The sequence below is a fragment of the Archangium lansingense genome (genome assembly GCF_026626635.1).
GTDB classification, from domain to species: Bacteria; Myxococcota; Myxococcia; order Myxococcales; family Myxococcaceae; genus Archangium; species Archangium lansingense.
In genome coordinates, this window is the sequence record NZ_JAPNKA010000001.1 from 8874769 (window position 1) to 8900131 (window position 25363).

At 68.0% G+C, this 25363-nt stretch carries 21 protein-coding genes; 9 read left to right on the plus strand and 12 right to left on the minus strand.

Annotation, left to right across the window (positions count from 1 at the left end; translation table 11 throughout):
• The first annotated feature begins 13 nt into the window (after nt 1-13).
• Both thiE and OV287_RS35085 read left to right on the plus strand, forming a co-directional pair.
• Complete coding sequence (gene thiE, locus OV287_RS35080; RefSeq protein ID WP_267538397.1) at nt 14-670, plus strand: thiamine phosphate synthase; 657 nt, start codon at nt 14-16, stop codon at nt 668-670.
• A 24-nt stretch (nt 671-694) separates the two neighbouring features.
• Nucleotides 695-2320 carry a HEAT repeat domain-containing protein gene (locus OV287_RS35085; RefSeq protein ID WP_267538398.1) on the plus strand — a complete coding sequence of 542 codons (1626 nt, stop codon included), beginning with the start codon at nt 695-697 and terminating at the stop codon, nt 2318-2320.
• A 23-nt stretch (nt 2321-2343) separates the two neighbouring features.
• On the opposite strand, the gene OV287_RS35090 is transcribed toward OV287_RS35085, so the two are convergent.
• The 4 genes from OV287_RS35090 to aspS form a co-directional block, all read right to left on the minus strand.
• Nucleotides 2344-5478 (minus strand): multidrug efflux RND transporter permease subunit, encoded by a 3135-nt coding sequence (locus tag OV287_RS35090; protein ID WP_267538399.1) that lies wholly within the window; start codon nt 5476-5478, stop codon nt 2344-2346.
• Between the two features lie 11 nt (nt 5479-5489).
• Nucleotides 5490-6674, minus strand: a complete 1185-nt coding sequence (locus tag OV287_RS35095; RefSeq protein WP_267538400.1) for an efflux RND transporter periplasmic adaptor subunit — start codon at nt 6672-6674, stop codon at nt 5490-5492.
• Between the two features lie 307 nt (nt 6675-6981).
• Nucleotides 6982-7899, minus strand: coding sequence for a diacylglycerol/lipid kinase family protein (locus OV287_RS35100; RefSeq protein WP_267538401.1), 918 nt, complete (start codon nt 7897-7899; stop codon nt 6982-6984).
• A gap of 96 nt (nt 7900-7995) precedes the next feature.
• A complete protein-coding gene (gene aspS / locus OV287_RS35105) occupies nt 7996-9816 on the minus strand; it encodes an aspartate--tRNA ligase (RefSeq protein WP_267538402.1) in 1821 nt (606 codons plus the stop codon).
• Nucleotides 9817-9870: 54 nt separating this feature from the next.
• Here aspS and OV287_RS35110 point away from each other — a divergent pair, with 54 nt between their 5' ends.
• The 3 genes from OV287_RS35110 (at nt 9871) to OV287_RS35120 (ending at nt 12761) form a co-directional block, all read left to right on the plus strand.
• Nucleotides 9871-10497 (plus strand): hypothetical protein, encoded by a 627-nt coding sequence (locus OV287_RS35110; protein ID WP_267538403.1) that lies wholly within the window; start codon nt 9871-9873, stop codon nt 10495-10497.
• 144 nt (nt 10498-10641) lie between these two features.
• Nucleotides 10642-11919: a hypothetical protein gene (locus OV287_RS35115; protein WP_267538404.1), complete on the plus strand. Its 1278-nt coding sequence runs from the start codon at nt 10642-10644 to the stop codon at nt 11917-11919.
• Entirely contained in the window at nt 11916-12761 is an 846-nt protein-coding gene (locus tag OV287_RS35120) for a hypothetical protein (protein ID WP_267538405.1), read from the plus strand. Before OV287_RS35115 ends, OV287_RS35120 begins: the two co-directional genes overlap by 4 nt.
• Before the next feature lie 126 nt (nt 12762-12887).
• Here OV287_RS35120 and OV287_RS35125 read toward each other — a convergent pair whose 3' ends face one another.
• Nucleotides 12888-13523, minus strand: a complete 636-nt coding sequence (locus OV287_RS35125; RefSeq protein WP_267538406.1) for a tetratricopeptide repeat protein — start codon at nt 13521-13523, stop codon at nt 12888-12890.
• A gap of 279 nt (nt 13524-13802) precedes the next feature.
• Between OV287_RS35125 and OV287_RS35130 the strand changes: the two genes are divergently transcribed.
• Nucleotides 13803-14024, plus strand: coding sequence for a YHS domain-containing protein (locus tag OV287_RS35130; protein ID WP_267538407.1), 222 nt, complete (start codon nt 13803-13805; stop codon nt 14022-14024).
• 4 nt (nt 14025-14028) lie between these two features.
• Here OV287_RS35130 and recJ read toward each other — a convergent pair whose 3' ends face one another.
• Nucleotides 14029-15741: a single-stranded-DNA-specific exonuclease RecJ gene (gene recJ, locus OV287_RS35135; RefSeq protein WP_267538408.1), complete on the minus strand. Its 1713-nt coding sequence runs from the start codon at nt 15739-15741 to the stop codon at nt 14029-14031.
• A gap of 213 nt (nt 15742-15954) precedes the next feature.
• On the opposite strand from recJ, the gene OV287_RS35140 reads away from it, so the two are divergent.
• A complete protein-coding gene (locus tag OV287_RS35140; protein ID WP_267538409.1) occupies nt 15955-16542 on the plus strand; it encodes an outer membrane beta-barrel protein in 588 nt (195 codons plus the stop codon).
• 86 nt (nt 16543-16628) lie between these two features.
• Here OV287_RS35140 and secF read toward each other — a convergent pair whose 3' ends face one another.
• The 6 genes from secF to OV287_RS35170 all read right to left on the minus strand — a co-directional run bounded on the left by secF (nt 16629) and on the right by OV287_RS35170 (nt 23656).
• Nucleotides 16629-17801 carry a protein translocase subunit SecF gene (gene secF, locus OV287_RS35145; protein ID WP_267538410.1) on the minus strand — a complete coding sequence of 391 codons (1173 nt, stop codon included), beginning with the start codon at nt 17799-17801 and terminating at the stop codon, nt 16629-16631.
• A 20-nt stretch (nt 17802-17821) separates the two neighbouring features.
• Entirely contained in the window at nt 17822-19588 is a 1767-nt protein-coding gene (gene secD, locus OV287_RS35150) for a protein translocase subunit SecD (protein WP_267538411.1), read from the minus strand.
• Nucleotides 19588-19941: a preprotein translocase subunit YajC gene (yajC, locus tag OV287_RS35155; protein ID WP_267538412.1), complete on the minus strand. Its 354-nt coding sequence runs from the start codon at nt 19939-19941 to the stop codon at nt 19588-19590. The genes secD and yajC overlap by 1 nt, the downstream gene beginning before the upstream one ends.
• Before the next feature lie 275 nt (nt 19942-20216).
• A complete protein-coding gene (gene tgt / locus OV287_RS35160; protein ID WP_267538413.1) occupies nt 20217-21401 on the minus strand; it encodes a tRNA guanosine(34) transglycosylase Tgt in 1185 nt (394 codons plus the stop codon).
• Nucleotides 21402-21414: 13 nt separating this feature from the next.
• A complete protein-coding gene (queA, locus tag OV287_RS35165; RefSeq protein ID WP_267538414.1) occupies nt 21415-22500 on the minus strand; it encodes a tRNA preQ1(34) S-adenosylmethionine ribosyltransferase-isomerase QueA in 1086 nt (361 codons plus the stop codon).
• 49 nt (nt 22501-22549) lie between these two features.
• Nucleotides 22550-23656 carry a SpoIID/LytB domain-containing protein gene (locus OV287_RS35170; protein ID WP_267538415.1) on the minus strand — a complete coding sequence of 369 codons (1107 nt, stop codon included), beginning with the start codon at nt 23654-23656 and terminating at the stop codon, nt 22550-22552.
• Between the two features lie 71 nt (nt 23657-23727).
• Here OV287_RS35170 and OV287_RS35175 point away from each other — a divergent pair, with 71 nt between their 5' ends.
• Both OV287_RS35175 and OV287_RS35180 read left to right on the plus strand, forming a co-directional pair.
• The gene (locus tag OV287_RS35175; protein WP_267538416.1) at nt 23728-24267 is read left to right on the plus strand and encodes a hypothetical protein; all 540 of its coding nucleotides are present in this window, start codon (nt 23728-23730) and stop codon (nt 24265-24267) included.
• Nucleotides 24268-24828: 561 nt separating this feature from the next.
• Nucleotides 24829-25362 carry a hypothetical protein gene (locus tag OV287_RS35180; protein WP_267538417.1) on the plus strand — a complete coding sequence of 178 codons (534 nt, stop codon included), beginning with the start codon at nt 24829-24831 and terminating at the stop codon, nt 25360-25362.
• The last annotated feature ends 1 nt before the right edge of the window (nt 25363 follow it).

Sequence of the window (25363 nt, forward strand, 5' to 3'; positions counted from 1 at the left end):
GGAGACTCCCGCCATGCCTCGCCGTGTCCCAGATCTGTCCGTCTATCTCGTCACTGACCGCCTGCTATCGCGCGGGCGCGAGTTGGTAGACGTGGTGCTCGCCGCGGTGCGTGGCGGAGCAACCGTGGTGCAGTTGCGCGAGAAGGAGGCTTCGGCGCGCGAGACGTTGGAGTTGGGCCGAGCGCTGCTCGAACGGCTCCGGCCGCTTGGGGTGCCACTCATCGTCAATGACAGAGTGGACCTGGCGCTGGCGTTGGGCGCGGACGGAGTCCACGTGGGACAGGGAGACCTGCCGCCCGAGGTGGCCAGACGGCTGTTGGGACCCGACGCACTGGTGGGCCTGTCCATCACAGGGCCGGCAGACCTGCCCACGCTGGACCCGGCGGTGGTGGACTACGCGGGCCTAGGCCCCATCTTCCCTACCGGCTCCAAGTCGGACGCCACTCCAGCGCTCGGGTTGGAGGAGCTCGCCCGGCTGCGCCGCCTACTGCCCATCCCGGTCGTGGCCATCGGTGGCATCACCACCGCCAACACCGCGGCCGTCATCGCCGCGGGGGCAGACGGCGTCTCGGTGGTGTCTGCCATCTGCTCAGCGGATGACTGCGAGGTGGCCGCAAGCGCCCTCGTCAGGGCCGTTCGGGAGGGGCGCGCGCTCAGGTCCTCACCGTAGACCGCATGGATTAACCTTCGCTTCATGAGCGAGGAGTTCAAGAACCTCGGGCCAGAGGCGAGGCCAGACGACCTCTCGTCACTGCGGCGGTTGGAGGACGAGCTCCAACGGACCGGGTGGCGGATGGAGGGGCGAACTCCCCGGGAGTGGGTGGCCGCCTTCGCCCTCCCCCGGCCTCCAGACTCGGAGGCGGAGACGGCTCCCGTCAACATGGTGGCCCGAATCGGGCTGGCGGCGGTTCCGGCACTCGTGGACACGCTGTACACGGAGCGGCTGGCCCCCAGACCGAAGCAGGACCTGCGGATTCGTTCCCTCTGTCTCGAAGCGCTGGGGCTCATGGAGCCCGCGCCGACCTGTGTCATTCCGGCGCTCTTGAGGACGCTCCGCGTGCGCAGTCCCCGCGTGCAGAGGCAGGCGCTCGACGTGTTGGCAAAACTGCGGCCCCAGCCGGATGGCGTGCTCATCCGCGCGCTCCTCGTGTGTCTCGCGAGCAGACACGAGCCGAAGACCCGCCTCCATGCCGCGCATGTGCTGACACAGCTCGATGGGCCGCTGCCGCCCGAAGTTCGACGCGCAGCACTCGAGCGGCTGGGAGATTCGTACCAGTGGGTGCGCTGGTACGCCCTCCGCATCCTCGGCCAGCTTCCGGAGTGGGATGACGAGGTGTGCGTAGCGCTCACGGAGCAGGTCATCCTGGACGACAACAATCGGATTCCCGCCCTGCGCCTCCTCGCCAGAGCCGACCCAGCTCGCGCCTTCCCGTTGCTGGTGGAGGAGATCCAGAAAGTAGAGGGCAGCGAGGCGAATTCGAAGCGCATGGAAGCGGGCCTGAAGGCCCTCCGGCTCGTGGAGGGACTGGGGGCCCGGGGCGAGTCCCTCATTCCCATACTGGGCCGGCTTCAGGGCGGTGCCGTGATACGAGCCCACGTGGAGGCAGTCGTCGACGGCATCCTGCGGGATCAGCTGTACCGGAGCAGGCCCGCGCCTTCGCCGGACCCAGCGGGAGACGAGCGCATCGCAAGGCTGCTCCAGGAAGGACTTCCGCCAGGGGAAGAGACCCCGGCCCGGGCACTCGCGCGGTGGGCCGAGGGCTTCCTGCCTTTCGGGCGCGAGCTGTGTGTCCGCATGGCGCTGGCCGCCGCGCGCCGCGTGGTGGCGCTCTGGGACGACAAGTACCCGGACGACGAGGGGCCCCGGAGTGGCCTCATCGCCCTGGAGGACTGGGTAGTCGCTCCCACCGAGGAGAACGCGAAGCAGGCGGTGCGGTTGGGCAACAACGTCCCCAGCCAGATGTTCTGCGCCCCGGATGCGTTCTCGGCCTCCTGGGCCATCACCTACGCCACCATGTGTGTGACCTCCAAGGAACCGCCGGAGGAATGGAACCCGAACGGCAAACCACGGCACATGCCCGGGGGCTATCTCGGCTCCTGCCTCCACGCCGTGTGCCGAGCGCTCTCCGGGATGGCCGTCATCACCATGTCCTTTGGCTCCAGCGCGGACTCACCGCCTCCGCTCCCCCCGGAGCAGGCCGCCCAGGAGGTGGTGAAGGCCATCCGGACCGAGCTGCTGCCCTGGCTCTGTGGCACGTGGGACCCCGTGAAGGAGCCCCTGCGCCGCCGGCGAGAACTGCTCGCGGCGGCCCGGGGGTGATGGGGTCGCCGTTGTAGACGCCATCAATTCGTGGCTTCTGGGAGGCGCGCCTCTCCGGTCTCCACGGTCCGCGCGCTGAGCAGCCGCATGATGAAGACGTAGAAGACCGGCACGAAGATCACCGCGAGCACCGTGGCGGACAGCATTCCCCCGAGCACTCCCGTGCCAATGGCTCGCTGGCTGGCGGCGCCGGGCCCACTCGCGATGGCGAGCGGAACCACGCCCAGCGTGAAGGCGAGCGAGGTCATGAGAATGGGACGGAAGCGCAGCTGCGCGGCCTCGAGCGCCGCGTCCAGGAGCGGCTTGCCCTGTTCCCGGAGCTCCTTGGCGAACTCGATGATCAGAATGGCGTTCTTCGCCGACAGGCCGATGATCGTGATGAGTCCGACCTTGAAATACACATCGTTGCTCATGTCCCGGAACATGACGGCCAGTACCGAGCCGAGCACTCCCAGGGGAACGACGAGCAACACGGCCAGGGGAATGGACCAGCTCTCATAGAGGGCGGCCAGGCACAGGAACACGAACAACATGGACAGGGCGATCAGGAACGGGGCCTGCGAGCCCGACTGGATCTCCTGCAGGGATTGCCCGCTCCAGTCGAAACCAAACCCGCGCGGGAGCTGACTCGCCAGACGCTCCATCTCCAGGAGGGCTTCACCGCTCGAATGGCCGGGAGCCGCGTTGCCGCTGATGCGGGCCGCGGGGTAGCCGTTGTAGCCGATGACCTGGGACGCCCCCACCCGCCAGTCCACCGTGGCGAAGGCGGAGAAGGGCACCAGGGTCCCCTCGCGGTTGCGCACGTTGAGCGAGAGGAGATCCTCCGTCTGCATGCGTCGGCTTCCCTCTGCCTGGACGATCACCCGCTGCATCCGGCCCGCGTTGGGAAAGTCATTGGAGTAGGCCGAGCCCAGGTTGGTGGAGAGCGTTTCGTTGATCTCGGCGAACGTGATTCCGAGCGCACTGGCCTTCTCACGATCGATGCGGAGCTCGACCTGCGGCGAGTTCCCCAACCCCTCGAACATCACGCCGGTGAGGATGGGACTCTGGGCGGCGGCGGCCAGCAGTTGATCCCTCGCGGCGGCGAGCGCCTCCTGTCCCAGGCCCGCCCGGTCTTCCAGCCTGAAGGAGAAGCCGCCCGTGTTTCCCAGTCCCTCGATGGGCGGGGGCGAGAGCGCGAAGATGAAGGCATCCCGCACCGCCGAGAGCGCCATGTTCGCCCGTGCGGCGATGGCGTCGGCACTGTCATCCGCGCCTCGCTGCGACCACGGCTTCAGCGTCGCGAAGCTCAAGGCCGCGTTCTGACCCTGGCCGGAGAAGCTGAACCCCAGGATGGCCACGACCCGGTCCACACCTGGTTCCGCCTGCAGCGTCTTCTCCATCTGGACCACCGCGTCCAGCGTCCGGTTGACCGTGGCCTCCGGTGGCCCCTGCACCCCGAGGATGATGAAGCCCTGGTCCTCGCTCGGGATGAAGGACGAGGGGAGCTGGACGAACAGCCAGCCGAGGGCCGCGAGCACCGCGGCGTAGATGACCATGAACCGGCCGGCACGGTGCAGGGTACGGCCCACGAGTCCACGATAGGCGTGGGACGTGCGCTCGAAGCCACGATTGAACCAGCCGAAGAACCCCGAGCTCGCGTGCGCGTGCCCTCGAGTGACGGGCTTCAGGAAGGTCGAGCAGAGCGCCGGCGTCAGGGACAGGGCGAGCAGCGCCGAGAACAGGATGGACACCACCATGGTCAGCGAGAACTGCTTGTAGATGACGCCGACGGAGCCGGGGAAGAAGGCCATGGGCACGAAGACGGCGCTGAGCACGAGCGTGATGCCGATGACGGCTCCCGTGATCTGCTTCATGGCCTTCTGCGTGGCTTCGCGCGGAGACAGGCCCTCCTCGCTCATGATGCGCTCCACGTTCTCGACCACCACGATGGCGTCGTCCACGAGGATGCCGATCGCGAGCACCATGGCGAACATGGTGAGCACGTTGATGGAGAAGCCCATGGCGAACATCACCGCGCAGGTACCGAGCAGGGCGATGGGGACGATGATGGTGGGAATGAGCGTGTAGCGGATGTTCTGGAGGAACAGGAACATCACCAGGAAGACCAGGAGCACCGCCTCGGCGAGCGTGTGGAGGACCTTCTCGATGGACACTCCCACGAAGGGGGCCGTGTCATAGGGAATGTCGTAGGCGATGCCCGCCGGGAAGAACCGGGACAGCTCCTCCATCTTCGCGCGGATCGCCGTCGAGGTCTCGAGTGCATTGCCCGTGGGGGACAACTGGATGCCGATCGCCGCGCTCGGCTGGCCATTGAGGCGTGAGGAGATGGAATAGTTCTGCCCGCCCAGCTCCACGCGGGCCACGTCCCGCAGGCGCACGGAGGAACCATCCGCGTTCGCGCGAAGCACGATGGCGCCGAACTCGTCGGGCGAGGTCAACTGGCCCTTCACCAGCACGGTCGCCGCGACCTTCTGGGTCGACGGTCCGGGCTGGGCGCCGAGCGAGCCCGCCGCGACCTGGGCGTTCTGCGCGCGAATGGCGTTCGTCACATCCTGGGCAGTGAGGCCCACGCCCCGCAGCCGGGTTGGGTCCACCCAGACGCGCATGGCGCTCTCGGAAGAGAAGAGCTGCGCCCGGCCTACGCCCGGGATTCGCCGCAACTCATTGAGCACGTTGCGCGAGAGGTAATCCCCCAGGCCGATCTCATTGAAGGTGCCATGGGTGGATTGCAACGTCACCAGCATGAGGAAGCCGCTGCTCGCTTCCTCGATCTGCAGGCCCTGCTGCGACACGGCGAGCGGCAACCGGGGCTCGACCCGTTTGACACGGTTCTGGAGATCGACGGCGGCCAGGGCGGGATCCGTCCCCGGCGCGAAGGTCGCGGTGATGGTGACCGCTCCCGTCGCTTCACTGGTCGACTCGAAGTAGAGCAACGACTTCGTGCCGTTGAGCTCCTCCTCGATGATGCGCGTGACGCTCTGGTAGAGCTCCTCGGGCGACGCGCCCGGATAGAAGGTCGAGATGGTGATCTGCGGCGGCGCCACGCTGGGGTACTGCGCCACCGGCAGGTTGGGGATGGCGAGCACGCCCCCCATGATGATGAACAGCGCGATGACCCAGGCGAAGATGGGCCTGTCGATGAAGAAACGAGGCATGGCGGTGGGCCCTATCGAGGCTGGGAGGGATTGATGCCGGCTCCAGGCGCGATCCAGGACACAGGCTTGACCGGTGCGCCCGCGCCAATCTTCTGGAAGCCCTCGACAATGACCTGATCGCCCGCCTTCAGGCCGTCCTGGATCACCGCCTGCTCCTGGTAGGTGCGGGAGACGCGCACCGGGCGCACCTCGGCGGTGCCCTTGCCCCCGACCACGAAGACCTGGGACTTGCCCGCGTTGTCGCGCTGGATGGCCTGCTGAGGCACGACGAGCGCCTCGCTCAGGGTGCCCTGCTCGACGCGTCCCCGCACGTACATGCCAGGAAGGAGCTCGGCGTCCGGATTGGGGAACTCACCGCGCAGCGTCACCTGGCCGCTGCCGGGATCCACCGTCACGTCCGAGAAGAGCAGCCGCCCCGCCTTCTCATAGTGGGAGCCATCGTCGAGGAGCAGCTGGACGTTCGCCTGCTCGGGGGTGCTGCCCTGGATGCGCCCGTCCTTGAAGGCCTGGCGCAGGCGGCGGAGCTCCATCGCGGGCTGGGTGAAGTCCACGTAGACCGGATCAAGCTGCTGGATGAGCGCGAGCGCCGTGGGATCTCCCGCGTTCACGAGCGCGCCTTCCGTCACCAGGGCCCGGCCGATCCTTCCTCCAATGGGTGCGCGGATCGTCGTGTACTCCATGTTGAGCTCCGCACGGCGCACCGCCGCCCGGGCCGCCGCCACATCGGCCTCGGCACGCCGGAGGGCCGCCTGGAGCGTCTCGTGCTGCTCCTGGGTGACGACGCCGCTGGCCAGGAGCTTCTCGCCCCGTTCCGCCTGCTGGCGGGCCTCCACGGCCGTCACCTCGGCTCTCTCCAACACGGCCCTCGCGCTGGCACGCTCGACCTCGTACATCGACGCGTCGAGCTTGAAGAGCACGTCCCCCGCCTTCACGCTGCCTCCCTGCCGGAAGACGCGCTCGACGATGATGCCGGACACACGCGGACGCACCTCGGCACTCCTCATCGGAGCGATGCGTCCCGGCAACTCATCGAGCACCGGAATGCTCGAGGGTTGCACCGTGATCGTTCCCACCTCCACCGCCGGAGGAGCGGCCGGAGGGGGCGCTTCGGGTGGCTTGCAAGCCGTGCCCCCCACCACGACGGAAACGAGAGCGAGGGTGGAGAAGAAGGGCGTCCGGTTTCGAGCGGATTGCATGGGGCGTTCCCTGGACGATCCAGGACCTGAACTCTGACAAGTGAGGGTGAAACGGAGCCAGAGCGCACACCAACCACGCGGGGGAGCGCGGTCAGGAGGTAGGGCTCGGTCTTTCGAAAAGCACCCCTACCTAGCGGCCCGATGATCGAGGGTCAATCGAATCGGGTTGTGGCTCGATTCACGGCCTTCTCATCCTCTCAGCCCGAGTTTCGCGGTTTCGGGCGACCCGGACGAGCGAGCGGAGAATGGCCTGGATGTCCCCTCTCCCAGAGGGAGAAGGAGCATGCGAATCCACCGGGAGTGCGGACTACACCTTCAGACGGATGGCGCCAGGGAGGATGGAGATGCGGCACGGCAGCTTGCCGGGCACCTCGCCATCCATCTCCAGGAACACTTCCTCGTCGGTCTCGGCCTCCAGGGTGCGGCACTGGAGGTAGCGCGTCTTCTTCCAGGTGATGTGGTCACCGTTGTAGACGCCCTTGGACTTGATGATGAAGTCGGACAGGCCGTAGTCGTGCCAGATGGTCAGGTCGAACAGACCATCGTGGGTGATGGCCCTCGGGGCCACGCACATGCCGCTGCCGAAGTAGCGGCCGTTGGAGGCGGCGACGACGGTGATGCCCATCTCCTCGGGCTCGCCACCGTCCACGCGCAGACGCACCCGGCGGTCCTTGTACTTCGCCATGGTCTTCACCGTGCCCCAAAGGAAGCTCAGGTTACCGCCGAGCGCCTTGCTGCCGATGTTGACCTCGTGGGCCACCGCCGCGCTCACACCGAAGGAGGCGATGTTGGCGAAGTAGCGCGACTCCTTCTTGCCCTCGTGGTTGACGTACTCGACGAGCCCCACGTCGAAGGGCTCGGTCTTGTCGGTGCGCAGCCGCTCGAGGGCCGAGTCCAGATCCAGCTCCCAGCCAAAGGCGCGCCGGAAGTCGCCACCGGTGCCCCGGGGGATGAGTCCCAGGGCCGCGTTGGGGTTGATGGCCTTGCCATCAGCGAAGAAGCCGTTGACCACCTCGTTGACGGTACCGTCGCCTCCCACGGCGGCGATGCACTCGTAGCCATCCCGGAGCGCATCGCGCGTCAGGCGCACCGCATCCATGGCCTGCTCAGTGAATCCGAAGCCGAAGTCGCCGATCGCCCGGGTCACCTGGCCCGAGATCTCCGCCCAGCGCTTGCCCGTCTGGCCTCCGGCACTGCGCGGATTCACCACGAGGAACGTCTTCATCCGAGGGTTCCAGATCTGGGGAACGAGGGTGCTCGCGAGCCCTCGGGCCCGGGCACCCTCACCCCGTCCCTCTCCCAGGGGGAGAGGGGAAGTTGACTACTTCTGGGGAGGCGGCACGGGGCGCACGTGCACTTCGCGCAGCTGCCTGTCGTCCACGTCGCCCGGCGCTCCCGTCATCAGGTCCGTGCCCATCTTCGTCTTGGGGAACGGGATGACGTCACGCAGCGACTCGGCCCCGGTCAGCAGCATCACCAGCCGGTCCATGCCCAGCGCGATGCCACCGTGCGGCGGCGCGCCGAACTTGAGCGCGTCCAGCAGGAAGCCGAACTTCGCCCGCGCGTCCTCGTCCGAGATGCCCAGCGCCTTGAAGACCTCGGCCTGCACCTTCGGGTCATGCAGACGGATGGAGCCGCCGCCGATCTCGAAGCCGTTGAGCACCACGTCGTAGCGGTGGCACTTCACCTTGCCCGGATCCGTCAGCAGGTACTGCACGTCCTCGTCGTGCGGCCGCGTGAAGGCGTGGTGCGCCGCCGCCCACGTCTTCGTCTCCTCGTCGTACTCGAAGAGGGGCGGGTTCACCACCCAGAGGAACTTCCACACGCCGCCGCTGCCGTACTCGGGGATGAGGCCCAGCTTCTTGGCCACGTGCACGCGCAGGTTGGCCATCACCGTGTGCACCAGCGACTCGCGGCCGAACTGGAACAGGAGGAGGTCTCCCGTCTTCGCGTTGCACGCCTGGTTGATGGCCTGGCGCAGCGCCGGGGTGATCGTCTTGGACAGCGGCGACTGCGTCCACTCACCGCCCTCGCCCACCTTGGCGCGCGCCAGTCCCTTCGCGCCGTTCTGCTTGGCGAAGTCCTCCAGCTTGTCGCTCTCCGCGCGGCTCATCGGCTTGTCCGCGGGGATGACCATGGCCTTGACGATTCCGCCCTGCTCCACCGCCTCCCACATCATCGGCACGCCGCCCGCGGCGCCGTGCTGCTTGATGAGGTCCGTGAGCACGATGTGCTCCAGCCCGAAGCGCAGGTCCGGCTTGTCGTTGCCGTACTTCGCCATGGACTCGTAGAAGTCCATCCGCATGAACGGCGTGGGCACGTCGATGCCGAGCACCTCGCCCCACAGCCGTTTGATGAGCCCCTCGATGATGGTGAAGATGTCGTCCTGGGTGACGAAGCTCATCTCCACGTCGATCTGCGTGAACTCGGGCTGCCGGTCCAGGCGCAGGTCCTCGTCGCGGAAGCACTTGACGATCTGGAAGTAGCGGTCGAAGCCCGCCACCATGAAGAGCTGCTTGTAGAGCTGGGGGCTCTCGGCCAGGGCGTAGAACTTGCCCGGGTTGAGCCGGCTGGGCACCAGGAAGTTGCGCGCGCCACCCGGGGTGTACTTGCCCATGAAGGGCGTCTCCAGCTCCAGGAAGCGGTTGTCCACCATGTACGAGCGGGTGATGGCGTTCATCTTGGAACGCGTCATCAGCGACTGCTGCAGCGGCTTGCGGCGCAGATCCAGGAAGCGGTAGGCCAGACGCTTGTCCTCGGCCGTGTCGATGTTGTCCTCGACGAGGAAGGGCGTGGGCTCGGAGCGGTTGAAGATGGTCAGGTCCGTGGCCTTGATCTCAATCTCACCCGTCTTGAGCTTGGGGTTCACCTGGGAGCCGCGCGAGGCGACCTTGCCCTTGATGCCGATGCAGTACTCGAGCCGCAGCTGCCCGGCCAGCTCGTGGGCCTCCTTGGCGATGTCCGGCTCGAAGACCACCTGGGTCAGGCCCTCCCGGTCACGCAGATCGATGAAGACGGCGCCACCGTGGTCTCGCCTGTTCTGCACCCAGCCGAAGAGGACGACCTCCTCGCCGATGTTGGCCTTGGTGAGCTGGCCGCAGGTATGAGTACGCTTGACCTCGGTAATGAACGGGACCGCCATGACACCGCCTGCACGGAGGGGGGTTGGAAGGGCGGCACCATAGAGAGCGTGGAAATGGTGCGTCAAGGAATCCGAGAAGGAAGCCCGGGACTGCACGTGAAGCAGGTGGCAACCGCCATCTGGAGCGCGTGGGCCCTGCTGCTGACAGCCTCGGAGGCTCGCGCGGGCGCGGTAATGGCCGAGGTGAGCGCTGGCGGCTCCATGCGCACCTGGGCCCTGCTGAGCGACGTGGAGCTGCACAAGGACGAGACCTTCCTCACCCTCGGCTACACCGGTGCGCGGATGGAGTCGGACACCGCCCTGTCCCACCAACTCTCGGTGGGCGTGGACCACGCCCTCTCCGAACACTGGCTCCTCTCCGGCCTCGTCAACGGGGGCCTGCCCAAGACGAGCACCACCGCGCTGGCGCCTGCCCGGCCGCTGCTCGGCCTGCCGGCGCTGTCCGCCCGCACCGGCTACTCCAGCCTCGGGGTGCAGCTCGCGGCGGCCTATGACTCGGCGGGCTTCTCGGACATGGAGTACGGGTTGGACCTGCTGGGCCTGGGGCTCACCCGCTACGGGCTGCGACGCCAGGTGTTCACCCGCGAGGATCGGCAGGACGCGACCCTCTTCCGCCAGGAGGAGCCGCTCTTCCTGGCCCGCCCCTCGCTGGGCGCCCGGCTGCTCCTCTTCGACAAGTGATGTGGGCCTCGCTGTCGCTCCAGTCGGACCACTTCGAGATGGAGGGTGAGGAGCCCCTGCGCTCGGGGCTCGCCACGCTGGGCTCCGCGCTCACCTTCTGACCCGGCTTCAGATGGCCACCGGACCCGTAGTAAGAAGGCCAACATGGTCCGAAAGCTGACAGCCGCCGCCGCGCTCGCGACGCTGACCGTGTCGTGCGCGCCGCCCACCCAGAGTCCCATGAAGGTGCGAGCTCTCGTGCTCTCCAGCAATGGTGAGTACGCGCCGACGGAAGTGGAGCTCAAGACAATCACCGACATCGTGGCCATGGAAGGCACGGTGCTGAAGATGGTGGGAGGCGCCCACATCCGGTTGGACTCGCAAGATCCCGAGGCCAACGCGGCCAAGGACGAGGAGGCGTACCTGCGCGCGTTGCTGAAGGACGCGGGCCGTCCCGTCACCGCCAGCTACAACACCGACACGGCGGGAGTGCTGTGGCCGGCGGACTTCCACACGTGGAACCTCGTCACCACGTACTACAACCTCGAGCGCGCCTGGGAGTACTTCACCACCATCGCCGAGGTGAAGCAGGCGGATCTCCCGCAGACGACGGCCTACTACTTCCCCGAGTTCGTCCTCGCGGACACGAGCGACGATCCGCTGGTGGACAACGCCATCTTCTTCTCGCCGGTGAAGTCCTTCCTGGTGCTGCCCTTCAAGGCCATCGAAAAGGCGCCGCTGGCCCTCAACGCCTCCATCCTCACCCACGAGTACGCGCACCTGGTCTTCAACCGCAGGGTGTACCGGGGCAGCGGCATCCCCGCGCCCATCCAGCAATGGGGAGGGGTCGGAGGGAGCACGCCGGGCCTGAACGTCCTCAAGTCGCTGGACGAGGGCCTGGCGGACTTCCATGCCTACGTGGCCTCGTGCCAGACGAGCTTCGGCTGCAACACGCGCGTGCTGTCCACCTCCTTCGAGGGGCAGCTCGTGGAGGACCGCGACCTGTCGAAGAACTGGTGCATGAGCAAGGAGCTGTACACCCAGCTCTACGGCGGCAACTTCAACACCACGTTCTCCGGCCGTGAGTACCAGGTGGGCACCATGCTCGCGAGCGCGCTCTACAAGGCCTCGACGTCGGCGGCGGACCGCCAGGTGCTGGCGCGCGCGCTGGTGGCGGCCTACGCGGATACGGATCCGCTGAAGCCGGGCCTGTACGAGCTCACCCGGATGTACCTGGACAACCAGTCGGAGTTCACGCTGAGCAAGGCAGCCAGGGCGATCGTCCGGCACATTCCTCGCGGCAACGTCACGCTGAAGAACGCGGTGTGCACCAACCTGGTGACGCACTTGCAGATCCCCGTCACCGAGCTCACCGGTGACGAGGACTCCTGCCCGGAAAGCACCACCACCACCTCCGCCTGCCCCTCGATCTACACCCCATGAAGACCGCCCACCCGCATTCCTGGCTCCTGTCCTGTCTCCTGGGGGGGCTCACCCTCGCCACGCCTGCGTTCGCCCAGGAGGACGAGGACACGCCCTACGAGTACCCGGACGAGGAGTCCGGGCAGCAGAACAGCGCGCGCCGACAGCGCCTGCAGGGCGAGGACACGCCCTACGAGTACCCGGACGAGGAGAAGCCGCGGCAGACGAGGGAGGAGCGCCGGCGCCGGGTCGAGGAGGACACGGCCTCGGAATTCCGCCGGGCCGCCGAGGGGGAGGAGGAGCAGGGCTACCAGCGGATGGCGCGCGTGGACGACCCGAACACGGGCGTGGCCTTCGAGGCCCTGGGCGGCGTGCTGATGCTGAGCAGTCCGCGCGGACAGCTCCTGGGCGATGCGCTGCCGGCGGTGGGCGGCCGCTTCACGTGGGAGTACGGGCGGCTGCTGGGCTCGGAGACGCTGCGCGAGGCGCTCTGGTTCGACGTGCGCTACTCGTTCGCCGGAGTGCGCGAGGGCACGAAGCTGATCGTGGGAGACACGAAGCTGCACTACGCGACGATCGCGCCGGCGTACGAGCTGACGTTCGGCGAGTCCTCGGACTACGGGCTCTACGCGCAGGTGGGCGGCGGCTTCGCGTACGAGCAGACGACGGTGGAGATTGGCGGCAAGCTGACGCCGATGGACGGCATGAAGCCGCTGATCCAGTACGGATTGGGACTGCGAGGCCGGACGAAGGTGTCGATGGAGTCGAACGTGCGGCTGGCGTGGCGGGTGGAGCTGATGCGCTTCCGCCGCGGCTACCAGGACGACACGTTCGTGGGCGCGAGCCTCGGCACCGCGTTCTGAGTACCCTGCCCCGTCCCTGCCTCTTCCCAGCCCCCCCTGCTCCATCAAGACCCACAACCCCTCTCCCCTCGGGAGAGGGACGGGGTGAGGGTATCGAGGGCCCCAGGTTGAGCCCGCGAGCCCGCCTCACTTTCTGACGTCGACCTCCCCCGCGTAGACCTTCCGCAGCATGTCCATGCCCTTGAACCCGAGCTGCTGCGCGGCCTGGGTCATCTGGTCGCGCTTCTCGGTGTTGCCGGCGTAGTGGTAGGCGATGGCGAGGTTGGCGGCGATGACGGGGTCGGCCTTGTCCAGCGAGTACCCCTTCTCGCCGTGGGCGATGGCCTTGTCGAGCTGGCCCAGCTTCAGGGCCACCACCATCATGCTCGAGTAGGCCTGGGCGTAGGAGTCGTCGATGGCGAGCGCCCGCTCATAGGCGGCCATGGCCTTGTCGTACTGCTCGCGGATGCGGAAGAGCCGTCCCTGGCCGGTGATGGCCTCGATGCGGCGGGGGTTGAGCTCGACGGCCCTGGCGTAGGCCGCGTCGGCCTCGTCCACCTGGTTCAGGTCCAGCAAGGCATGGCCGAGCATCGTCCAGGCCAGGTCATCACGCGGCTCGGCCTGCACGTGCGAGCGCAGGCGGGTCACCGCCTCCTCCACCGCGCCGCTCCGGTACACGGCGGAGATGTCGTCCAGAGGGCCCTTCGGCGCCTTGTCCGCCCGGGAGCTACACGCGGCAAGCAGGAGAAGACAGGCCAGGGCCAACAAGCGCGCAGCGGACATAACGGACTCGGAGGAACAAGAGGTGGGAGTGGGCGGGGACTATCGCCCCGATTCGTGACGAAGGACACAGTGCAAGTGCTGGTACCAAGGACAGAGAGCCCGTGGGCCATGCGCCACCAGCACCCGCGGGCTGGGAAAAGTTTTCACCTTCGCGGGTGAGCCCGCCACCTCTCGTCACACCTGCCCGCCCGCAACCCCGCGAATCCACGAGGCCCGGCGCTGGCATGCGCGCTGCTTTGAGCCCGGGCAGGATGGTGAGTCTGGTTGGGGAGGCGGGGAATGAAGGACGTGGCGAAGCAACACCTGGATCCGGTCTGTGGCAAGCACCTGGAGGCGCCCGATGGGCGGCCGTCCACGGAGTACAAGAAGCGGCGGTATTTCTTCTGCTCGGAGCGGTGCCGCACGGCGTTCGAGAAGCAGGCGGAGCGCTTCCGGATGAACGACCTGGCCCGAGCCGGCGCGTTGCTGACGCCGGGACGGGTGCGCTGGGGCATCGCCTGAGGACTCAGGCCGCGACGCGCAAATCCTTGAGCTTGAGGGACAGCCGGCGCTGACCGCGGAAGGTGTCGAAGCTGGCCTGGAAGGCCAGATCCACCGGTCCCTCGGTGAGCGCCAGCCGATCCGCCATACCGAAGCCGATGGCATCCACGGCGGGCGCGTCCACCAGGGCCAGCTTGAGGTGGCCAGCGCCTCCGGACTTGTGCGGGAGCACGCGTGGGCGGGCCACCTGGTGGCGCAGCACGAGCACGGGCTCGGGGTTGCCCTGACCGAAGGGCCCCAGCTTCTGCAGCGCCTCCACGGCGGACTCGTCCAGCTCCTTGACGCCCACCACCGCGTCCACCTTGCAGCGGGGAATCAGGTCCTCTGGCGTCAGCCGCTGCTTCGCGATGCGCTCGAAGGACTCGCGCAGGGCGGGCAGGTTCTTGGCCTCGATGGTGAGGCCGGCGGCGTGCTTGTGCCCACCAAAGCGGGCAAGCAGGTCCGCGCAGCCGCTGAGCGCGTCGTAGAGGTGGAAGGCCTCGATGCTGCGCGCCGAGCCCTTCCCTACCCCGTCCTTCACGCCCACCATCACCGTGGGACGGTGGAAGCGCTCCACCACGCGCGAAGCGACGATGCCGATGACGCCCGGGTGCCAGCCTTCGGCGTAGAGGACGAAGCCGCGCGCATGCTCGGCGCGCTCCTGCGCCTGGGCGAGCGCCTCGGTGAGGATGCTGCTCTCAATGCCCTGCCGCTCGGCATTGGCCCGGTCCAGCACCTGGGCCAGCGAGCGCGCCGCATCGAGGGTCTCGGAGCACAACAGCTGCAGGCCCAGCGAGGCGTCATGGAGCCGGCCGGCGGCGTTGATGCGAGGCCCCAGACGGAAGCCCACCTGGCCGGCGGTGACGGGGCTGTCCGCCTCCAGGCCGGCGACCTCCTTGAGGGCACGCACGCCGTAACGGCGGCCCGCCGTCAGCTCCTGGAGGCCGTGGTGGACGAGGATGCGGTTGGCACCAGTGAGCGGCACCACGTCCGCCACCGTGGCCATGGCCACCAGGTCCATCAGGGACTTGAGGTTGGGCTCCTTGCGGGTGGCGAACCAGCCGTCCTCGCGCAGCTTCTTGCGCAGGCCCATGCAGAGGTTGAAGGCCACGCCCGCGGCGCACAGGTGCTTGGTGGGGTACTCGCAGCCAGGCTGGTGCGGGTTGAGCACCGCCACGGCCGGAGGCAGCGTGGGCGGCACGGTGTGGTGATCCACCACCACCACGTCCAGGCCCAGGTCCCGAGCCCGGGAGATCTCCGCCACGGAGGTAATGCCGCAGTCGAGCGTCACCAGCACGCGGGTGCCGTCCGCGGCGATCTTCTCCACCGCCTGGAGGTTGAGGCCGTAGCCCTCGTCCAACCGGTGGGGGATGTAGGTGGCCGGCCGCGCACCCAGCTCCCGGAGGAACAGGGCCAGCAGCGACGTGGAGCACACCCCGTCCACGTCGTAGTCGCCGTAGAGGGTGATGGACTCCTTCTCGCGGATGGCGCGGAACAGGCGCTCCACGGCGGCGACCATGCCCTTCATCCGGAACGGGTCGGGCAGATCTGCCAGCTTGTCGGACAGGAAGGCCGAAGCGGCCTCGGGGGTGCGCAGACCGCGGTGCACGAGCACACGCGCGGAGAGCGGATGCAGCCCGAGCTCAGCGGCCAGCACTGCAGCCTGGTCCTGGGGCACCTCCGGCATCAACCAACGCACGTTCGCCTACCCTCCTCGGATGCCCCCCATGGGCTTCCGGGCCAATACACCCACAGTCTACTTTGGAAGTCTGTCAGAAGAAACCCGACCTGACGCTCGGTGCCCCGTCCACACAGCAGACGAGCGGCCAGGCGCTCCAGGGATGCCCACCGTCCGCACCCGTCTCGCGGGATGCACAGCTTGGATTGCACAGCAGTGGACAAGGAGGGCTGCATGACACGCAGGGGCATCCGGTTGGCGGCGCTGGCGTTGGGGCTGGGAGTGGCGGGTACCGCGATGGCGCAGGACAAGCAAGGAGATGTGAACATCTTCGTGGATGGCGGCATCGGCGGGTACACGGGCGATCTCGGCGAGCTGTCCGCGACGGGGCCCACCTGGGGTGCAACCCTCAGCCTGCAGCCCAACAAGGTGCTGGGCTTCGAGATGGGTTACGAAGGCTCGAAGAACGACGTGACGGATGACCGCTTCCGGGCCGCCGAGGCGCCCTCGTTCATCCGCCATGGCGCCACCACCCTGCTGAAGATATCGCCACCGTTCGAGCAGATCCGTCCCTTCGTAGGCGCGGGGCTGGGCGTCTCCTACGTGTACGTGCGGGGAGGCTCGGGGGATACGTACACCTCGGACCTGATGGAGGAGGTGCCGCTGGCGGCGGGCATCGAGTTCAACGCTGGGGCGCTGACAGCGGGCATCCGCGGCACGTGGCGGGTGCTGGTGGACGACAACTTCGCGGACGCGGCGGTATCGGACGACGCGAGCGGGGCGCTGGTCGACGGCAGCCTCACGGTGGGTGGCCGCTTCTGACGACGCGCAAGCCCTGAAACACCGAAGGCCCTCGGCCCCGCGCAGCGGCGGAGCACGAGGGCCTCGGTGTGTACAGCCCAGGTGGCTCAGGCCGTCTTGGGCTGGTCCATGCGGGCCTTCTCACGAGCCTGACGGGCGGCCTCGCGCTCATCCAGCCAGATGGTGAGCGGGCTGGCGATATAGATGGTCGAGTACGTACCCACGATGATGCCCACGAGCATCGCCCAGGCGAAGTCACGGATCTCACCCACGCCGAAGATGAGGAGGCCGATGAGGGACAGGGCCGTGGTGCCCGAGGTGAGGATGGTGCGGACCACGGTGTCGTTGATGGCGATGTTGATCACCTCAGCGAACGGCTTGCCCTTGAACTTGTTCATGTCCTCGCGGATGCGGTCGTAGATGACGATGGTGTCGTTGACCGAGTAACCCACGATGGTGAGCAGCGCGGCGATGGCGGTGAGGCCGAACTCAGCGCGGCTGAACAGGTAGAAGCCGGCCACCATCACCACGTCGTGGAGCATGGCGAGCAGCGCGCCCGGGCCGAACTTGAAGTCGAACCGGAACGCCACGTACACGAGGATGGCGATCATGGAGTACAGCAGCGCGGCGACGCCGCGGTTGCGCAGCTGCTTGCCGACCTGCGGACCCACGTACTCCGTGCGGCGCATCTCGAAGTCCGGCTGGCCGTCCTGCAGGCCCGTCATCAGCGCGGCGCGGATGCGGTCCGCCATGCCACTGGCGACAATCTGGTAGTCGAAGCCACCGGACTGCGCCTGGCCCAGCACGCGCACCTCCTCCACGCCCGTGCCCGAACCCTCCACCGCCTTGCTGATCTGCTCGGCGGTGAACGGCTGCTCGGAGCGCAGGTTGATGATGCCGTTGGCCAGGTCCGGGTAGAGGCTCTTCGTCGGGCCCAGCGCCTGGAGGGCTTCCTTGGCCTTGGCCGCGCTCTCCTCGGTGAGCTGGGTGACGCCGCCCAGCCGCAGGAGGAACGAGTTCTCCCCGGCCGCGCCGATGCTCTGCACCGACACGTCGGGCAGCCCGCCCGCCTCGGCGCGCTTGCGCACGTCCGCCGCGGAGACGTCCTTGTTGAACTTCACCTCCACCACCGTACCGCCGGCGAAGTCCACTCCGAGGTTGAAGCCCCACACCGCGATGCCCACCAGGATGATCAGGTTGAGCACCGTGGAAATGAAGACGGCGGGCTTACGCTTGCCGATGAAATCGATGTTCAGCTGCTGGTTCTTGAAGATTTGCATCTGCTGTTCCCCGGGGCCTTCTAGACGGACAGCGTCTGGGCGTTACGGTGGACCAAGTAGTTCATGAAGACGCGCGTCACGAGGATGGACGTGAAGAGCGACGCCAGCAGTCCGATGATCATCGTGGTGGCGAAGCCACGCACCGGGCCCGTCCCCGTGAAGAAGAGGATGAAGCCGGCGATGAGCGCGGTGACGTGGGCATCGAAGATGGTCCAGAAGGCCCGGTCGTAGCCCTGCTCCACCGCCATGCGCACCGTCTTGCCATGGCCGAGCTCCTCGCGAATGCGCTCGTTGATGAGCACGTTGGCATCCACCGCGACGCCCAGGGTCAGCGCGAAGGCGGCGATACCGGGCAGCGTGAGCGTGGCGTTGAAGAGCGCCAGTCCGGCCAGGATGAGCAGGCCGTTGAGCGCCAGCGCCACGTCGGCGATGAGGCCCGACATCTTGTAGTAGATGGCCATGAAGGCGATGACGAGCACCAGGCCCACGAGGGCGGACAGGCTGCCCTTGCGGATGAGCTCGTCGCCCAGCGAGGCGCCTACCTGGCGGATCTCACCGATGGTCACCGGCGCCGGCAGCGCGCCCGCCTTGAGGGCCAGCGCCAGCGTCTGCGCGTCGGCCAGCCACACCTCGAGGGGACGGCCACCCGAGCGGCCCATGGTGATGCGGGCCCGGCCGCCGCCAATGCGCTCGTTGATGCGCGGGGCGGACTGCACGTAGTCATCCAGCACGATGGCCATGCGCCGGCCCGTGCCCTTCTCGGTGAGCAGCTCGAACTCGCGGGCACCGGCCGCGTCGAAGCTGATGTTCACCTCCGGCTCGTTGAGCTGGCTGAGGTTGGCATCCGCGCCCGTCAGGTTTTCGCCCGTCAGCGGCACTTCCTTCTCCACCAGGTAGGTGCGGTAGCTGTCGCACACGCCCTTCCTGGTCGCGTTGGGGATGCACTCCATCAGCACCTGGCGATCCGCGGGCGTCTTGTCCTTCACGTAGGCCAGCAGCGCCTCACGGCTGGGGCCCACCAGCTGGGGGAAGCCCTCGGCGGTGTCGAGGGTGATGTTGCTGCCCTCCGGCGGCGGCGTCTGCGTGAAGGTCTGCCGGAAGAAGTCGGTGGTGTCGTCCACCATGCGGAACTCGAGCTGCGCCGTGGTGCCCACCAGCTCCTTGGCCTGCTCGGGGTCGCTGCGGCCCGGCAGGGAGATCTGGATGGCATCGGTGCCCAGCTTGCGCACGTCCACCTCGGCCACGCCCCACTTGTCGATGCGGCGGCGGATGACGAGCATCGCCTGGTCCACGGACTCCTCGCGGAAGCGCGTCACCTGGCCCTCGTCCGGGGCGAGCTCCAGCGTGGCACCCTCGCGCGACACCTTGACGAAATCGGTGAAGGTGGCGAGCACCTCCTTCTCGATGGCGTCCATGGTGGTCGGGTCCGTGGCCGTCAGCGAGAGCCGCAGCGCCATGGGATCCGTGTTCACGGTCACCTGGCCCAGCTGCTTCTCGTTGATGTAGCGGGCGATCTGATCACCCCGGCGCTCGGTCCGCTTCTGCAGCGCCGTCTTGGTGTCCACCCGCATCACCATGTGGATGCCGCCCTGCAGGTCCAGCCCCAGGTTGATGCGGTACTTCGCGGGGGGCGCCCACTTGGGCATCTTCTCCTCGAGCAGAGCCAGGTTGTTGCGGTCGCTCCTGTCGAGGACGAACAGCGAATAATAGGAGGGAATGAGGAGCCAGAAGGTCAGCAGCGTCACGCCGATGACCAGGCCCAGCCTCCAGTACCAGCCGCGATCCATTACTTCTCCTCCTTCTTATCTTCGGTCTTCGCGGCCGGAGCCGACTCGCCCGCCGCCGAGTACCTGCCGGCCACGGACGACTTGAGCACCCGGATGCGCACCCCGTTGGCCACCTCGAGCGTCACTTCGCGCTCGGAAACCGTTTGGATCCGCCCGATCAGCCCGCCCTGGGTGAGGACCTCGTCGCCCTTCTTCAGCCCAGCGACCAGCTCACGGTGCGTCTTGAGCTGCTTCTGCTGGGGCCGGATCATCATGAAGTACATGATGGCGAAAAGGCCGATGATGAAGACGATGTTCATCATCCCGCTGGGGGCGCCCGCCGCCTGAGCCAGGATCAGAAAGCTGTCTGCCACAAACCGCCTCGTTGATTGGAGAGGGTTCCGCCCACGCCGCCGTCCACCACTGGACAACGGACAAACCGGAAAGGGGGGCCTCTTAGCAGCAGGCACACACCCCCGGCAAGAGAACGACGAGAAAGCCCCGGAATTTCCGGCTTGCGTCGGGCCCGATTGTTCCCTCCCTGGACAGGAGCCTCCCTGGGAGGCTCCGTCCACCACTCAGGCGAGGCCCCGGTGGGCCCCAGCAGGAACCGGCCGTCTGGATGGCCGCCGGGGTGTACCGCCAGCACCTACTTCGAGCGGGTGCGCTCGGCCTCCTGGGCACGAGCCCTCTCCCGGAAGTCGCGGGCGAAGGCGGCGTACCGGTCCTCGGCGATGGCCTGGCGCACGTCCTTCATGAGGTTGAGGAAGTAGTGGAGGTTGTGGAGGGTGTTGAGCCGCATGGCGAGGATCTCCCCCGCCACGAAGAGGTGGCGCAGGTAGGCGCGGCTGAAGGTGCGGCAGGTGTAGCAGGTGCAGGCCGGGTCCGCGGGCCGGGGGTCCTTGGCGTAGGTGGCGTTGCGGATGACGACCTTGCCCTCGGAGGTGAAGAGCAGACCGTTGCGCGCGCAACGAGTGGGCAGCACGCAGTCGAACATGTCCACCCCGTGCTCCACGCCGGTGACCAGGTCCACGGGCGTGCCCACCCCCATGAGGTAGCGCGGCTTGTCCCGGGGGAGCAGTGGGGCGGAGAACGCCACGCCCTCGTGCATGGCCTCGGGGGTCTCCCCCACGGAGAAGCCTCCGAGCGCGTAACCGGGCAGGTCCACCGCGCACACCTCCTCGGCATGGGCCTTGCGGAGGTCCTTGTTCAGCCCGCCCTGGACGATGCCGAAGAGGGAGGAGCGCTCGCGGCTCCAGGCCTTGACGCACCGCTGCAACCAGCGCGTGGTGCGCGCCAGGGACTTCTCCATGTAGGCCCGATCCTCGGTGGAGGGCGGGCACTCGTCGAAGGCCATGATGATGTCGGCGCCGAGCGTCTCTTGAATCTCGATGGAGCGCTCGGGCGTCAGCAGGATGTGGCGCCCGTCCAGGTGCGACTGGAAGGCCGCGCCCTCCTCGGTGATTTTTCGCTTCTCGGCGAGGCTGAAGACCTGGAAGCCGCCGCTGTCGGTGAGCATGGGGCGGTCCCAGGAGATGAAGCGGTGCAGGCCGCCCATCTCCCCCACCAGGTCATCTCCGGGCCGGAGCATCAGGTGGTAGGTGTTGCCGAGGATGATTTGGGCATCCAGGGTGAGCAGCTCATCCGGGCCCACGCCCTTGACGCTGCCCACGGTGCCCACGGGCATGAAGATGGGTGTCTCCACCATGCCGTGGGGGGTGTGCAGCCGGCCCCGGCGCGCGCGTGTGCCCGAGGCGTCCTCGTGCAGCAGCTCATAGCGCACCAGGCTCGGTGGGACCCGGGTGTCACCCTTCTCCTTGCGCGGCTCTGCCATTGCGTCGTGTCTCCTACTCCGTCACCAACATCGCGTCGCCGTACGAGAAGAACCGGTAGCCGGCGGCGACGGCCTCCCGGTAGGCAGCCAGGGTGCGCTCGCGGCCGAGCAGCGCGCTCACCAGTACCACCAGCGTGGAGCGCGGGAGGTGAAAGTTGGTGAGCAGCACATCCACCTGCCGGAAGCGGAAACCGGGGCGGATGAAGAGCGTCGTCTCGCCCGGCCCGGAGCGCAGGGCGCCCGTGTTCGGGTCCGTGGCCGACTCCAAGGTGCGCACCACCGTGGTGCCCACCGCCACCACCCGACGGCCCTCGGCCTTCGCGGCATTCACCGCCCGCGCGGTGGCCTCGGAGACGAAGTAGCGCTCCGGGTGCATGTGGTGCTTCTCGAGGTTCTCCTCCCGGACGGGGAGGAAGGTGCCGGGCCCCACGTCGAGCGTCACCTCGACACGCTGGATGCCCCGGGCCGCCAGGGCCGCGAAGGTGGCGTCGGTGAAGTGCAGCCCCGCCGTGGGAGCCGCCACCGCGCCCGAGGCCCGCGCGTACACCGTCTGGTAGCGCTCGGCATCCGCGGCCTCGGGGGCACGGGTGATGTAGGGCGGCAGTGGCAGGCGACCGGCCTTGTTCAGCACCTCGGCGAGCGACGTTCCCGGCGCGGCATGGAAGCGCACCCGGTACTCCCCTCCTCCGAGCGCCTCCAGCACCTCGGCCTCCAGGCCCTCGGGGAAGGACACGCGGGCCCCGGGCTTGAGGCCCTTGGAGGCCTGGCCGAGGCAGATCCACTCGAGCGCCTCGGCGGCGCCACCGAGAGCCTGCGAGGTGAGCGTGGGGGCGGAAGGACGGACGACGAGCAGCTCCACCCGGCCGCCCGTCCCGGCCTTGCTCCCGAGCAGGCGAGCGGGGATGACGCGGGCGTCGTTGACGACGAGCAGGTCGCCCTCGCGCAGCAGGCCGGGCAGATCGGAGAAGTGGCGGTGGTCCCAGGCGCCCGAGGAGCGGCTCACCACCAGGAGGCGGGAGGCATCACGGGACGCGAGGGGAGCCTGGGCGATCTGCGCCTCGGGGAGCTCGAAATCGTAGTCGGAGAGCAGGGAGGACACGGGAGGAGGCGCTTCTAACAGCCTGGGCGCCCCGACGAAACGGGATGTGTCAGTAGAGCTGCTGGAGCTCGGTCCCCGGGTAGTAGTGCAGGAGGATGTCGCGGTAGGAGCGGCCCTCGTCGGCGAGCGCCTTGGCGCCCCACTGGCAGAAGCCGGCGCCATGGCCGTAGCCGCGGCCGTTGAAGTGCCAGCCGCTGCTGGTGCGCTCCACGTCGAACTCCAGGCTCTTGAGCTTCGTGTAGCCGAGCTTGCGCCGGAACACCGCCCCATCGAGCGAGAGGCCACCCGAGGTCGCCACCCGGTTCACCCGGCGGGTGGCGGTGCGGGAGGTGACGCGGAAGCCCTCGGTGGATTGGCCGAGAGCGGCCTGCAGCTCTGAGTCGGACATGGTGGCACTCCAACGGCTGGCGGGCAGGCTGCCGCACGGACAATCCACGGCCTGCAGGTAGGGGAGATTGCGCTGGAGGGCGTCCTGACCGGACTCGGTGCGACCGCCGCAGGAGGCGTGGAAGTAGGCCTCGATGGGGGCGAGCTCGTAGGTGAGAACCTGGCCGCGGGTGGCCTCGACGGCGGCAAGGGAGCGAGGGTCCTCGCGATTGACGCCGCCGTAGACCTGGTGGAGCACGCTGCTGCCCATGTGGAAGGGGGCGCCGTAGGTCTCGAGCTTCTTCTGGAGGGCGTAGGTGCGGGCGGCCACGGCCTGGGCCTTGAGGGCCTCTGGGGGGAAGGAGACGGGCATCTCGCTGCCGAGCACGGCGGCAAGGTAGTCCTCGAGGGGGATGACGTTGATGAGCTGGAGCCCGTCCTTGTAGAGGCGCACCACGACGTCGCCGCGGACCTGCATGTCACCGGCGCGAAGAGGTGTGGAGCCGGGCACGCCGGCATCCCGGTCGGCCTCGCCGGCCCGGAAGCGCACCGCGGTGCCGATGACGGGGGCTCCGTTGAGCTCCAGCCGAGAGCCGCGGCGCCGCACGACGACGCTGTCCTGGTCGAGCGGGGTGAAGCGGGCATCCTCGGTGTCTGAGCCAAAGGAGAGGCCCTTGCCGCTCACGCGCACCTGGCTCTGGGAGTCGCCCATGGCGATGCGCATGGTCTCCACAGCGAGAGCGTGGAGGGGCGAGAGCAGGAGCAGGAGGAGTGCAACAGGACGCAACATGGCGGCAAGTGTAGGGGGTGGTGCTTGCGGCTCAAGAAATCGGCCGGCGGATAACGGAGAATGCCGCGCCTGTGTCCCCTGCCCCCGACGTCACCCGCCTTTCGACCGCAGAGCTTGGCGCGGCGCTGCGAGCGCTGCCGTACCGCCAGGCCGCCTTCCTTCTGACGCGGCTGGCCCAGGGCCGCTCGTTGCAGGAGAGCGCGACCTTCTACGGCATCACCCCGGAGTCCTTCTCCGTGCACCTGCTGCGTGCGGGGCTGGCCCTGGGCACCGCGGCGGGCCTCTCCTGCCGGGAGCCAGAGAACGACGTAGAGGAGGACGTCTGGGCGAGAGCACTCGCCGAGGCGCTGGAGCGAGAAACGGCGGCGGTGCCTGCGGCGTTGACGGAGACGGTGGCGTTGCTCCGGCGATTGCGTGCGTTGGGGCCGGAGGTAGCGGCGGCGCTGGAGGCCGCCGAGCGCGAGCAGGAAGAGTCGCCCAAGGGGCAGCGAGCGGACTGGCTGAGACGGCTGGCGGTACTGGCGCTGCTGGGGCTGACGGCCTTCCTGTACTGCAATCGCCCCGAGGAGACACAGGAGCGGCGTGTCCAACCGCGGTCAAAGGAGCGCTGAGGCCCCTGGAAGGAAGGGGGCGGCGGTGCATAAGGGTGAGGTATGCGCGTTGCCAGCCTTGCCCTGCTCACTCTGGCTCTCATGGGATGTCCCAAGCAGATGGACACCCGAGTGGCCGGCTCGGACGATGATCAACTGACCACCTACGAGGCGCGGCTCGAGGAGCTGCGGGCCCGAGGCGCGGCGGAAGAGCTATCGTGTTCGGACCAGTGCACCCTCTCCTCGCAGACATGTGACGTAGCGGAGGCACTCTGCGGGGTGGTGGACCGCAATCCAGACAGGACGGACCTACCGCAACGATGCGCCCGAGCGAGAGAGTCCTGTGCGGAGAAAACGGACGGCTGCACGCGCTGCCGTACCCGCTGAATCAAGCTGCCCGGAGCCCTCCCTTCTGGCCCAGAGCAACTCCGCCCACCTCCTCTCCCTCTCCCCCTGGGAGAGGGTCGGGGTGAGGGTATCCGTCCCTCGGATTGCCCCCGCGAGGACACGAACCGCGCCACACCGGATTACCCGAGAGCCCCCGACCTCCCGTACGATGAAAGGGCCCATCCAGGAGTCCCCATGTCCCGCCGTCTGTCCGTGCTGTTGCTCTCGACCTGGCTCATGACGCCGAGCCTCGTGCTCGCGGAGGATCTCACCCCCGAGCAACTCGCTCGTATCCGCCGAGACGAGAAGGCAGCGGTGGACAAGGTGAACGCGGCACACGGCAACAAGAAGTCGTCCGACCTGAGCGCGGCCGAGCGGCGGCAGATGATCCGTGAGCAGCAGGAAGCCGTGCAGAAGGTGATGGACGAGCACGGGGTGTCCGCGAAGGACTACGCGCGCCAATCAGCCCGGATGGGGCCGAAGGGGAACAAGGAGGTCGCGGCGGCGGAGAAGGATCTGGCGGCGAAGGAGAAGGCCGCGGCGGCCGGGAAGTCCGGGCGTGCCAAGGAGCCCGGGGAGATCCAGGTCCAGGAGGGATTCAGCGAGGAGAACCCGGTGGTGCTGGAGGATCAGGAGGGAGCGACGCAGGTGCTGGTGGAGCATGGCATTCCCGTGGGAGAGGAAGGCCCATCGGAAACCCCGGCGGAAGCCCCATCGGTGCAGGAATGAG

Coding starts and splice junctions, on each gene's coding strand:
- thiE (WP_267538397.1), top strand. CDS start 14: ATGCCTCGCCGTGTCCCAGATCTGTCCGTCTATCTCGTCACTGACCGC.
- OV287_RS35085 (WP_267538398.1), top strand. CDS start 695: ATGAGCGAGGAGTTCAAGAACCTCGGGCCAGAGGCGAGGCCAGACGAC.
- OV287_RS35090 (WP_267538399.1), bottom strand. CDS start 5,478: ATGCCTCGTTTCTTCATCGACAGGCCCATCTTCGCCTGGGTCATCGCG.
- OV287_RS35095 (WP_267538400.1), bottom strand. CDS start 6,674: ATGCAATCCGCTCGAAACCGGACGCCCTTCTTCTCCACCCTCGCTCTC.
- OV287_RS35100 (WP_267538401.1), bottom strand. CDS start 7,899: ATGAAGACGTTCCTCGTGGTGAATCCGCGCAGTGCCGGAGGCCAGACG.
- aspS (WP_267538402.1), bottom strand. CDS start 9,816: ATGGCGGTCCCGTTCATTACCGAGGTCAAGCGTACTCATACCTGCGGC.
- OV287_RS35110 (WP_267538403.1), top strand. CDS start 9,871: ATGGTGCGTCAAGGAATCCGAGAAGGAAGCCCGGGACTGCACGTGAAG.
- OV287_RS35115 (WP_267538404.1), top strand. CDS start 10,642: ATGGTCCGAAAGCTGACAGCCGCCGCCGCGCTCGCGACGCTGACCGTG.
- OV287_RS35120 (WP_267538405.1), top strand. CDS start 11,916: ATGAAGACCGCCCACCCGCATTCCTGGCTCCTGTCCTGTCTCCTGGGG.
- OV287_RS35125 (WP_267538406.1), bottom strand. CDS start 13,523: ATGTCCGCTGCGCGCTTGTTGGCCCTGGCCTGTCTTCTCCTGCTTGCC.
- OV287_RS35130 (WP_267538407.1), top strand. CDS start 13,803: ATGAAGGACGTGGCGAAGCAACACCTGGATCCGGTCTGTGGCAAGCAC.
- OV287_RS35140 (WP_267538409.1), top strand. CDS start 15,955: ATGACACGCAGGGGCATCCGGTTGGCGGCGCTGGCGTTGGGGCTGGGA.
- secF (WP_267538410.1), bottom strand. CDS start 17,801: ATGCAAATCTTCAAGAACCAGCAGCTGAACATCGATTTCATCGGCAAG.
- secD (WP_267538411.1), bottom strand. CDS start 19,588: ATGGATCGCGGCTGGTACTGGAGGCTGGGCCTGGTCATCGGCGTGACG.
- tgt (WP_267538413.1), bottom strand. CDS start 21,401: ATGGCAGAGCCGCGCAAGGAGAAGGGTGACACCCGGGTCCCACCGAGC.
- OV287_RS35170 (WP_267538415.1), bottom strand. CDS start 23,656: ATGTTGCGTCCTGTTGCACTCCTCCTGCTCCTGCTCTCGCCCCTCCAC.
- OV287_RS35180 (WP_267538417.1), top strand. CDS start 24,829: ATGTCCCGCCGTCTGTCCGTGCTGTTGCTCTCGACCTGGCTCATGACG.